Raw genomic sequence first — 11738 nt, forward strand, 5'->3', positions numbered from 1 at the left:
CATGCTGTTGTCTGGCGCAACTGGACTCTTGTGCCAACGGCGCGGCTCGCGAGAACGATCGGCACGACACCGGCGAATATCAAGAAACTCAGCGCAGCGCTGGGGCTCCCCGCCCCAAAACGCATCTCCGCCGATCAGTGGCGGCGCTCAGCGCTGACGATCATCCGGCGCAACTGGCACTTACTACCCTACGAGCAGCTGCTGATCTTACTGGACTGGACACCTGAAAAGCTGGCCTTCACGCTCCAGGAGGACGATTTTCTCTACATCAAGCTCGGGAGTCACAAGCCCAAGTGCCCCCTCGTGCGCTGGCAGGAGGCTGATGCGGCGGCACAAAAACGAACAGCCGAGCTTGCCACGATAGTCAAAGACAGCTTCCCCAAAAAGCAAGAGGCGCTCTTTGCGTTTGTGAAGGCGCTGGAGAAACCCACACAACCTCGCCCCAACTCCAGACCCAATCCGTTCTCGCCGCGCTTTTGCTACTCCTACCACGCGCTCTACGGCGATCCTCTCCTCGAGAAAGAGGCCGATCCGTACCCCGATGGCTACCTGGCTCGGTTGGCGGCGTCCGGCGTGGACGGGGTTTGGATGCAGGCAGTGCTAAGCAACCTCGCGCCCAACCCGTGGAACCCATCGGCCAGCGCCCACTATGAAGAGAGGCTTGCGGGCCTGCGCAAGCTCACGGAGAGGGCGAAGAGGCACGGGATTGGGGTGTGGCTCTACTGCAACGAGCCGCGCACCCTGCCGCTGGCTGCGTTTGCTAAAGCCCCCGAGGTGAAGGGGATCACGGTGGGGGAGCACGCGACACTGTGTACGGCAGCCCCCGCCGTGCGCCAGTACCTCACCGAGGCTATCGCGAGTGTCTGTGCGGCAGTGCCCGAGCTGGCGGGCTTCTTCTCCATCACCTATTCCGAGAACCAGACGCACTGCTGGAGCCATGGCGGCGGCGCGAAATGCCCTCGTTGTGCAAGCCGAGGAACAGTCGCCTCACTCACGGACGTGAACACGGCCATTCACGCGGGCCTTGCCAAAGCCGGAGGCAAGCAAAAGCTCATCGTCTGGGACTGGGCTTGGCCCGACTCTGTCGTCACCGATGCGATTATGAAACTCCCTCGTGATGTGCTGTTTATGAGTGTGAGTGAGTGGGATCTGCCGATTCGGCGTGGCGGCGTTGCGGCAACCGTGGGGGAGTACAGCCTTTCCGCCGTGGGGCCGGGGCCACGGGCGACCAAGCACTGGGCACTGGCAAAGGCGCGAGGCATCAAGACGGTCGCTAAAATCCAGGCCGCCAACTCCTGGGAGCTCTCCGCCGTACCGTACGTGCCCGCCGTCGCCAACACGGCGAGACACGCCGAGCGGCTAAGATCCGCGCAGGTGGATGGCCTGATGCTCGGCTGGACACTGGGCGGCTACCCGTCGCCGAATTTAGAAGTCGTCGCTGAGATCGGGCAAGGGGCGAGCGCCACAGATGCCCTGCACACGGTTGCCCATCGCTGGTTTGGTGCGCGTGATGCGGCACAAATCGTAGCTGCCTGGACGGCGGTTTCTTCTGCCTACGAGGAGTTCCCCTTTCATATCCAGACCATCTACAACACCCCGTTTCAGCATGGCCCCGCGAACTTGCTCTGGGAGAAACCGACCGGCTATCGGGCAACTATGGTCGGCTTCGGCTACGACGATCTCAACACCTGGCGCGCCGTCTACCCACCCGAGATCTTCATCGCCCAGCTCCGCAAAGTCGCCGAGGGGTTTGAGCGCGGCGCACAATCTCTGCAAAACAGCGGCAACCCGGCCGTTCGTACCGAAGCGCACCTGATGGAAGTTGTCGCGATTCACTTCGCCAGTGTCGCCAATCAGGCACGCTTCATCCAAATTCGTGGCTCAGACTCCCTAGAGCGCACGAAACTCCTAGGCGACGAGGCTATGCTCACCCGTCGCCTGCTCGCACTTCAAGCCCAAGATGCACGAATCGGGTTTGAAGCGTCCAATCAGTACTACTATGTCGAGATGGACTTGCTGGAGAAGCTAGCCAATCTCGCGTACCTGCGGGAAGGATTCTCAACGGTGGGGGAGAATCTAACGGCATGATACGAATCGGGCTGGTGGATTTTGACACGTCGCACGTCGAGGCCTTTACCCAGCGCCTCAACCATGTCGCGATTGCCGAGAGCGAGTGGGTGGACGGTGCGAAAGTGGTGGCGGGCTGCCCCGGCGACTCCAAGATCATGCCCGAGCGCATCCCCGGCTATGTCGAGAAACTAAAGAATTTCGGGGTGGAACGGGTCGAGAAGCCCATGGATCTCATTGGCAAGATAGACGCTGTGATGATCGAGTCTCAGCAAGGTTCACGGCACTTAGAGCGCGCCAGGCCGTTTCTGGAGGCTGGCATCCCGACATTTGTAGACAAGCCGTTCGCCGGGAGCCTCAAAGAGGCTGACGCAATGATCGCGCTGGCACAGAAGCACAATGCCCCGCTCATGAGCTGCTCGTCGCTGCGCTACGACCCGCAAATTACAGCCGCGCTCGCCAAACAAGCCGAGCTAGGCAAGCTTCTCTCCGTCGAGGTCTGGGGGCCGTGTGCGCTGCATGAAGGTAACCCCGGCTTGCTGCACTACGGCATTCATGGCGTCGAGATGCTCTACACGCTTCTTGGCCCAGGCTGCATAGAGGTACAATCATGGCGCACCGAACCCAGTGAAGTTCTCATGGCCCGCTGGCCTAGTGGGCATCTTTCCAGCCTACGGGGCATTCGGGCAGGGCAGTACGGCTTTGGCTTTGTGGCGCACTACGAGAAAGGCAACCAACCCTATACCATCACTGGTTCCGCCTACTACCGCGAGATGCTCAGAGCCATTGTAGGGATGTTCCAGACCAAGAAACCAGCCATTCCCTACGCCGAAATGCGCGAAATCATGGTGTTTATCGAGGCTGCGGACAAGAGTGCCGCGCTTGGGGCGAAGCTTCAGAAAGTAGGTTAAGTGCGTTCTTTGTTCATTGTGAATCCCGCGACGGGGGAGACGATTACGGCGGTTCCGGCGGGGAGTGCGTCGGATATCGATCGTACTGTTCAGAAAGCCCAACGGGCCTTTGAGGGTGAGTGGGGTCACTCGGCGCCGCGTGAGAGGACGGCGGCGCTACAAACGCTCGCGGCTGCCGTGCGAGACAACGCGGAGGAGCTGGCGCAGCTAGAGTGTGCCAATGTCGGCAAACCCATTGGCTCGGCGCGAGGGGAGATCGGCTACGCGGCGCGTGTTCTGGACTACTATGCGGGCCTTGCCTCGGTAGCACGCGGGGAGACCGTCGGGCTCTCGGGTGGGCTGGGGCTGACCCTGCGCGAGCCGCTAGGGGTTTGTGGACTCATCGTTCCCTGGAACTTCCCGCTGGTCATCACGCTCTGGAAGCTCGCACCCGCGCTGGCGATGGGCAATACGGTGGTGATCAAGCCCGCGGAGTGGACACCACTCACGGTGCTACGGCTTGCGGAACTCGCCAAGGGCATCTTGCCGGAGGGCGTTGTGAACGTCGTGACGGGCACAGGAGCCGAAGCGGGCGCGGCTCTCGTCGCGCATCCGGGGGTTTGCAAGATCTCCTTCACGGGCTCTACCATGACCGGTCGCGCCATCATGGCATCCGCGGCGCAGACCGTCAAGCGCGTCTCTTTAGAGCTGGGGGGCAAGTCAGCAAGCCTCGTATTTGCCGATGCGGACTTAGAGAAAGCTGCAGGCTCGGTGATGAGTGTCTTTGATAACACGGGCCAGGACTGCTGCGCCCGGAGCCGCTACTTAGTCGAGAAGTCTATCTTCAAGGATTTCGTCGAGCGCTTCGTAGAGAACACGAAGAAACTTATCGTTGGCGATCCGCTGGCCGCGAACACGGATCTGGGGCCACTGGTCGCCGCTGCGCACCGAGAGCGCGTCCATGGGTTTGTGGAGCGCTCTGGAGTCAAGCCACTGATGGGCGGTAAGAAACTCGACGGCCCTGGCTGTTTCTACCCGCCGACTGTCTTCACGGGAGTCGCGCCAGACGCAGAACTTGCCCAGCAAGAAGTCTTTGGCCCCGTCGTGACAATACTGCCTTTTGAGAGCGAAGCCGAGGCAATCGCCCTAGCCAATAACACACTCTACGGGCTCTCGGGCTCGCTCTGGACACAAGATGCCGCACGGGCGATGCGCGTCGCCCGTGCGGTGCGAACGGGTGCGCTCTCCGTGAACTCATCGAGCAGTGTGCATCTGGAACTACCCTTTGGTGGCTACGGCCAGAGCGGCTTGGGCCGCGAGCTGGGGCCGCAAGCCCTCGACGCCTACAGTGAGGTGAAAAGCATCTACTGGGCGCAGTGATCGCTCCCCCACCGAACCCACCCCCAGCCCCTCCCTCTACGAAGGAGGGGAGTTATGAGGAAAACGATGACACGAGAAGAGCTAGGAAACGCAGTTGGCAGTGGTGAGATTGATACGGTGCTCGCGGTGATGCCAGACTTGTATGGCCGCCTGCTGGGCAAACGTCTCACGGGGCATTATTTTCTAGAGCATGTCGTGGACGATGGCATGCATGTCTGCGATTATCTGCTGGCCTGCGACATTGAGATGGATCCCGTTCCGGGCTATGTTTTCACCAACTGGGAGCGCGGCTACGGCGATCTGCATGTCCAGCCGGATCTTAAGACGCTACGTCGCGCCGCTTGGCTAGACAAAACCGCAATTGTCTTGTGCGGCTCGCACGCGAGTATTGCTCCACGCACCATGCTTCAAGCGCAGATTTCCAAGCTCAAGGCCCGTGGACTGACTGCAATGGGCGGCACCGAGATAGAACTCTATGTCTTCGACGAGAGCTACGACGCGCTGCGGGAGAAGCACTATGCTTCGCCCAAGACTGCGGGGCGCTACATCGAGGACTACCATATCTTCCAGGGGACCAAAGAGGAGGCGCTTGTTGGAGCGATTCGGCGCGCACTGGATGCCAGCGAGGTGCCGATTGAGTCTAGCAAGGGGGAGTGGGGCCCCGGTCAGCAGGAGATCAATCTGCTCTTCTGTGAGGCACTGGAGCAGGCCGACCGTAATGTACTCTACAAGCACGCCGCCAAGGAGATCGCCTGGCAGCAGGGCAAGGCCGTGACATTTATGGCCAAGTGGGACGAGACGCTCGCGGGCTCCAGTATGCATGTCCATCTCTCGCTCTGGCGGGAAGATGGCACCAACGCTTTCTCCGACGAAGCCTTCTTCTTGAACTTTCTTGGGGGCATGATGCACCACGCCCGCGCAATCACGGCGTTCTTCGCACCCAATGTCGCCAGCTACAAGCGCTATCAGGCGGGCTCGTTTGCCCCAACCAGTATCGCTTGGTGCCGCGACAACCGCACCGCAGGTTTTCGGGTGGTCGGCTCGGGCAAATCGCTGCGTATCGAGTGCCGCATCCCCGGCGCCGATGCCAACCCCTATCTGGTTTACGCCGCGCTCCTTGCCGCCGGGCTAGACGGTGTGGACAACCAAATCTCGCCGCCGCCGCTCTTCGAGGGCGATGTGTATGAAGCGCAAGGGCTCCCCCGTGTCCCTGCCTATCTCCGGGAAGCCATCCACGAGTTCGAGAAGAGCGACTTCCCCGCTCGTGCCTTTGGCCCAGAGGTTGTCACCCATTACTCGCACTTCTGGCGCACGGAGCAGCGCAAGTTCGATGAGGTGGTCACCGACTGGGAAAAGAAGCGCTTCTTCGAGCGAATTTAGAGCGGAAACGGGATACCATAGAGGCATGAAACGGAAGTATTCTGGCTTTACCCTTCGCGAGGCTCTGGAGCTGATTCCTGCCGATGTGCTGATCCGCTGGGAGCTACCGCTTGGCCAGCGAGAACCTAGCGCGAACTTTCAAGAGAACCGCCGACGCTTGGAGGCATTTGATCTGGAAAACTCCGAGCAGGCGCGGATATTGCTGATGGATGCGATCTTTGCGGAGATCGTGCCGGAGCACCCACAGCTTAAAATCTGGAAGGCTGCCCCCCTAGAGACCGACACACTCACGGGAGTTGCGGACTACTTAATCGCCCCCAAGCGCGCGTTTGTGACCACTCCCTTGCTCTGTGTGGCAGAAGCGAAGAAAGATGACTTTCTGCAAGGGCGGGCACAGTGCCTTGCAGAAATGGCAGCCTGTCGCTGGAACAATCAGAAGAATGGGCATGAGATTGATATCTTTGGGATCGTCAGCAATGGAACGGGGTGGCAGTTCTACAAGCTTACTCCCCAAGGCGAGGTTTTTGAGTCTGATCTCTATAGCATCAAGTACCTCCACGAGCTTCTGGCGGCACTCGATTATCTCTGCACCGAGTGCGCGAAGCACACACAATCATAGTTTTCAGACAAAGGATAGACAATGCGTTTAGCAGATAAAGTGGCGCTGATTACCGGCGCAGGTTCAGGAATTGGGCGGCAGGCGGCCCTTCGATTTGCCCAAGAGGGCGCCAAGATTGTCGTGGTGGACTTGAATCTCACGGCTGCTGAAGAAACCGTGGTGCTGGTGAAGGAGCAAGGGGGGGAGGCAGTCGCTACGCGTGCCGATGTCTCGAAGGCGACGGACTCCGCCGCCATGGTGGCCCTTGCCGAGGAGACGTACGGGGCGCTGCACATTCTCTTTAATAACGCAGGCATCTCCCACGCCGACGACGACAACGCGGAAACCACCGAGGAGGCTGTCTGGGACCTCACGTTTGATGTGAACGTGAAGGGCGTCTTCTTTGGCTGCAAGTACGGCATCCCCGCGATTCGACGTGCGGGTGGCGGCTCGATCATTAATACCGCGTCGTTTGTGGCGGTTCTCGGGGCCGCGACGCCCCAGCTTGCCTACACTGCGAGTAAAGGCGCGGTGCTCTCCATGACCCGTGAGCTGGCGACGATCCACGCCCGTGAGGGGATTCGAGTCAACGCGCTGTGCCCCGGCCCCCTGCGCACGGAGCTCCTGATGAAGTACCTCAACACCGAGGAGAAGCGTCAGCGTCGCCTGGTGCATATTCCTATGGGCCGCTTCGGGGAAGCGCTAGAGATCGCCAACGCCGCGCTCTTTCTCGCCTCCGACGAAGCCTCGTTCACCACGGGCGCGACGTTCTTGGTGGACGGCGGTATCACGGCGGCGTACGTGACACCGGAATAACGGCATGACTGTCTGGATTTGCACGGATATGGAGGGGCTCGCCGGAGTGGATCACTGGGATCAGTGCTACCACCCCGACGACAACGCGCCGGAGTATTTATATGGCCGAGAGCAGCTCACGGCGGACACGAACGCGGCGATTGCGGGGGCGTTCGATGCGGGGGCGACCGAAGTTCGCGTCTTGGACGGGCACGGACGAAATAGGAACCAGGGTTTTACGGAGATGCTGGACGCACGGGCGACACGTGTGTGGATCGCAAGTCGTAAACCCGTGCGCTGGGAAGGGCTGGATGCGAGTGTCCACTGCGTCGCCATGATCGGGCAGCACGCGATGGCGGGGACGATCAACGGGTTTCTTGACCACACGTGTTAATTTCTGAATTATTTGGCGTATAATCTTCTGAATTATATGGCCTACTTTTCCCTTACACAAAGGGCAAACTCGAAGGAGAAGTTGACGTGAACGATTCCTTCACAGTTCCCCCTACGTCTCTGACGGCCTTACCTGAAGACCAACGCCTCCTTGCTTTAGAGCGATTCCATCTGCTTCAACCCCATCTGGAGCAAGGGGCAAGCCTCGCCGCGACTGCCAAACAAGGGGCAATCCCGTATCGAACCGCCCAGCGTTGGGTATCTCTGTTCCGGCGATTTGGGCTTACGTCGCTGGCTCGTAAAGGCAGGACAGATCGAGGAGCCAGGCGCGTACTTTCCCCGACAATGCAAAAACTGGTCGAGGGCTTGGTACTTCAGAGGCCACCTATTCCCATCGCCACTCTGTACAGACAGGTATGTCGTGTTGCGGTGGAGCAGGGGCAGAAACCACCCAGCTACTCGGTTGTCTATGATGTTGTACGCAAACTACCGGGTGACCTAGTGACACTAGCTCAGGAGGGAGCCAAGGCATATGCGGATTCGTTTGAGCTGGTTCATCGTCGAGAAGCAGAGCGCTTCAACGCTATCTGGCAGGCAGATCACACGCTACTGGATTTTCTGGTTCTGCGCGAGGACGCAACGACAGCAAAGCCTTGGCTGACCACGGTTATTGACGACTACAGTCGCGCCATCGCTGGATACTTCCTTTCCTTTAATGCTCCCTCTGCACTTCAAACCGCACTGGCACTTAGGCAGGCAATCTGGCGCAAGGGCGATGCTCGTTGGCAAGTGTGTGGAATTCCTGAGATTCTCTACACCGACAATGGCAGTGACTTCACTTCACAGCATCTAGAGCAGGTCGCGGCGGACTTGAAGATCCAGCTTGTCTTTTCTTTACCAGGCAAACCCAGAGGACGTGGACGTATCGAGCGCTTCTTCTCGACGCTTTCTCAGATGTGCCTCTCAGGGCTGCCCGGCTATACACCGCCGGGAACTACTGCTGTTCGTGGTGAACCCACGCTGAGCTTGGAGGACTTGGACGGCCACTTAAAGGCGTTTCTGCTGGACACCTACCATACCCGTCCTCACGGTGAAACGAAAATTGCCCCACAAGAAAGGTGGCATCAGGGAGGATTCCTCCCCCAAATGCCAGACTCTTTGGAGCAGCTTGACCTTTTGCTGCTCACGGTTGCCAAGGCTCGCAAAGTACACCCTGATGGGGTTCGCTTCCAAGGCTTACGCTATGTGGATACGACACTGGCTGCCTACATCGGGGAATTGGTGATACTGCGCTACGATCCACGTGACCTGGCCGAAGTGAGGTTGTTTCATGAGGGACAATTCCTCTGTCGGGCCATTTGCCCTGAGCTGGCAGGAGCAACAATTCCACTGAAAGAGGTTCTTAGAGCACGTAATCAAAGGCGGCGTGACCTGCGTGCGACGATTCAAGATCGACAGAAAACGGTGGATGCCCTTATGAATTTGAAACGGGGACAGGAGGAGAATACCAGGAATTCTGAAGAAAATATCAGTAATTCTGAGGCGAGCGCCCAGAATCAAGTGGAACCACCAAAGCCCCCCCGCTTGAGGCGCTACATTAATGAATGAAACGGAAAGTCTCGACACTGTCGAGACTTTTGACTGCCCAACGGGAAGCCCCTTTCCGGTGGGCTGTCCCTTCGTCGAGACGCAGGAATACCGCCGTTTTGCCGAGTTCTGTGAGGCGTGCCGCCAGTATCAGTACATTGGGCTTTGCTACGGGCCTCCTGGGGTTGGAAAAACGCTCTCGGCAAGGCGATATGCACAAAGCGAAAAGCTCACCGGTTTGCCCCTCCTAAAACGGATGACTCTTGAGCAACTGGCAGCTCTGAGGGAACACCACAAGGTTCTCTACACTGCCTCGGTGGTCAACACGCCAGGAATGGTCGAGCGTGAAATCGATCACCGCCGAAGTCAGCTCCGTGCCATTGGGCTTGAACCAGTTAACCGTGAGGAATATGAAGAGAGTGAGCAGATCCGCCTCTATGAAAACCAGCGCGAGCAAGATCGAGCAGAGAGGCTGCTCAAACACGATTGGCTAGAATGCCCTCTACTCGAAATCCCGCGCACACTTCCCACCCTCTGGGAAATTAGCCTCAAGTATGAACAACGCCGCAAGGAGATTACTGATCCTACGGACTTGGTCTTGATTGACGAGGCCGACCGGCTCAAGATGGCGAGTCTGGAAGCGGTTCGCGCCATTTTTGACCGGGGCGGTATCGGCCTGGTGTTAATCGGGATGCCGGGGATGGAGAAGCGGTTGGCACGCTATCCGCAGTTCTACTCGTGCATCGGATTCGTCCACGAGTTCCGCCCGCTCGGCGCTACGGAGGTACGCGCCCTGCTTTCGGAGGGGTGGTTGCCGCCGGGACTGCACCTGCCGCCGCTGGACGAAGAAGCCGTCGCTGCGGTTATCCGAATCACCGGCGGGAACTTCCGCCTGCTGGACCGGCTTTTGTCCCAGGCGGAACGCATCGCGCAAATCAACACTCTGCGGGCGGTGACGCGACAAGTCGTGGAGGCGGCAAGAGAGAGCCTGGTTATCGGTCAAGTTTGAGTGTCCGTCTCGGTAACACTACCCCTGGGCACGCTCCATTTAAGGGACCCGTAAGGGTGCTGCTGTACTTTCAGGCTGCGCGAACGAACAAGTGCGGATCCGCCCGCTATCCACTCCACAACGAAAACGGCAATAACAATAACGCGCATTTATGGTGAATGAAGGCGGATAAACGCCGATGAAGGTCGAGACCAAGTACCTATGAACGAACCCTGGCGCATTACTCTATTCGGCGGTCTGTCGGCGCGGCAGGCAGATAAGACCATTACGCGCTTCAAGTCCCAGAAGATCGCCGCGCTGCTGGCGTATCTGGCTCTGCACCTGCGCCAGACCCATTCCCGTGAGTTTCTCATTGAGTTGCTCTGGCCCGAGGGCACTCTGGACGCGGGACGCAACAGCCTTTCGGTCGCCCTGTCGTCGCTGCGCCATCAGTTTGAGCCGCCCGGCGTACCCGCTAACAGTGTCATTCGTGCCGACCGTTTCTCCGTCAGCCTCAATCCCGTTGCCGTCACCACTGATGTCTTCGAATTTGAGCAGGCCATTAAGGAGGCGGCACGGGGTGCGAACGAGAGAGACCGAGAGGAACAGCTGGCACGTGCGGCCGAGTTGTACGGGGGCAGACTGCTTCCCCACCTGTACGAAGAGTGGATTACCGGCGAGCAGGAACGACAGGCATCCCTGTTCTTTGACACGTCCTCACGTCTCGTCCGTACGCTGGAAGCAAGGGGAGAAACTGAAAACGCTCTGGCATATGCCCGGCGGATGGTGTCGCTGGAACCGCTCCGTGAAGAAGCCCAGCATACCCTTATCCGCCTTCTGGACGCGGCAGGACAGCCGGGTGCCGCCCTGCGCCAGTTCAAAGAGTTCGAGCGCCTGCTCGATGACGAGATGGCAGACGAACCGGGTGCGGATCTGCGCGCCCTTGCCCGCCAGATAGAGAAGCGTTCCGGTCTGGCAGCTCCTGTTGCTGTAGCTGCTCCGCCGCCTGTCACACCCAGACAGCATCCCCCTGCCACCACTGGGCCAACCACAGTAACGTTCCTGATAACCGATATCGAGGGAAGCACCCGGGACTGGGAAAAGACTGGCGACGTTTATAAGCAGGCGCTGACCGACCATCATCGCCTGCTGCGGGAGGCGTTCACCCAACACGGTGGTATGGAAGTCAGTGAAGCAGGGGATGGGTTCGTGGTAGCCTTTGCCGGTGCGGTCCCCGCCCTTCGCTGCGCGGTCGCCGCCCAGCAGGCGCTGGCTTCCCATACCTGGCCCGAGGCAGTCGGCGCAATGATACGGGTGCGCATGGCGCTGCACAGCGGCGACGTAGAGCAAAACAGCGAGACGGGTGAGTACCGCGGACTGGTGCTGCACCGGGCCAGCCGGATGCTCGCTGCCGCGCACGGCGGGCAGACCCTGCTATCGGAGGAGACGGCAGGTCTGATGCGGCGCGGACTGCCGTCTGGCATGCGCCTTCTGGAACTGGGAATGTTCCGGCTGCGTGACCTGCCCGGGTACCCTCCGGGTGCGGAGCGATTATTCCAGGTAGAGCATCCTGGCATGGCGCAGGCCGCGTTCCCGCCGCTCCACGCGGAGGCGGGCCATGCGGAGGCAGGAATTCCGCTTACCTTCACGCGCTTCTTCG

General features: G+C 59.6%; 10 protein-coding genes. All 10 read left to right on the top strand.

Features of this window, described 5'->3' with window-relative positions; all coding sequences use genetic code 11:
- Positions 1-2088: hypothetical protein (locus ACH2EH_RS15120; protein ID WP_395142874.1), on the top strand; the 2088-nt coding region annotated here is incomplete at its 5' end.
- The gene (locus ACH2EH_RS15125) at positions 2085-2978 is read left to right on the top strand and encodes a Gfo/Idh/MocA family protein (RefSeq protein WP_395142875.1); all 894 of its coding nucleotides are present in this window, start codon (positions 2085-2087) and stop codon (positions 2976-2978) included. The genes ACH2EH_RS15120 and ACH2EH_RS15125, both read left to right, overlap by 4 nt.
- Positions 2979-4337 (top strand): aldehyde dehydrogenase family protein, encoded by a 1359-nt coding sequence (locus ACH2EH_RS15130; RefSeq protein WP_395142876.1) that lies wholly within the window; start codon positions 2979-2981, stop codon positions 4335-4337.
- Between the two features lie 66 nt (positions 4338-4403).
- Complete coding sequence (locus ACH2EH_RS15135) at positions 4404-5717, top strand: glutamine synthetase family protein (protein WP_395142877.1); 1314 nt, start codon at positions 4404-4406, stop codon at positions 5715-5717.
- A gap of 25 nt (positions 5718-5742) precedes the next feature.
- Positions 5743-6336: a hypothetical protein gene (locus tag ACH2EH_RS15140; protein ID WP_309695262.1), complete on the top strand. Its 594-nt coding sequence runs from the start codon at positions 5743-5745 to the stop codon at positions 6334-6336.
- 21 nt (positions 6337-6357) lie between these two features.
- Positions 6358-7131, top strand: coding sequence for a glucose 1-dehydrogenase (locus ACH2EH_RS15145; protein WP_395142878.1), 774 nt, complete (start codon positions 6358-6360; stop codon positions 7129-7131).
- Positions 7132-7135: 4 nt separating this feature from the next.
- Positions 7136-7504: a M55 family metallopeptidase gene (locus tag ACH2EH_RS15150; protein WP_395142879.1), complete on the top strand. Its 369-nt coding sequence runs from the start codon at positions 7136-7138 to the stop codon at positions 7502-7504.
- Positions 7505-7848: 344 nt separating this feature from the next.
- Positions 7849-9111, top strand: a complete 1263-nt coding sequence (locus tag ACH2EH_RS15155) for a Mu transposase C-terminal domain-containing protein (RefSeq protein ID WP_395142880.1) — start codon at positions 7849-7851, stop codon at positions 9109-9111.
- Positions 9104-10099, top strand: coding sequence for an AAA family ATPase (locus tag ACH2EH_RS15160; RefSeq protein ID WP_395142881.1), 996 nt, complete (start codon positions 9104-9106; stop codon positions 10097-10099). The genes ACH2EH_RS15155 and ACH2EH_RS15160 overlap by 8 nt, the downstream gene beginning before the upstream one ends.
- 201 nt (positions 10100-10300) lie before the next feature.
- Positions 10301-11738 (top strand): BTAD domain-containing putative transcriptional regulator (locus ACH2EH_RS15165; protein ID WP_395142882.1); only part of this gene is annotated, 1438 nt, incomplete at its 3' end.

The organism is Armatimonas sp. (assembly GCF_043760365.1).
Taxonomy (GTDB): Bacteria; Armatimonadota; Armatimonadia; order Armatimonadales; family Armatimonadaceae; genus Armatimonas.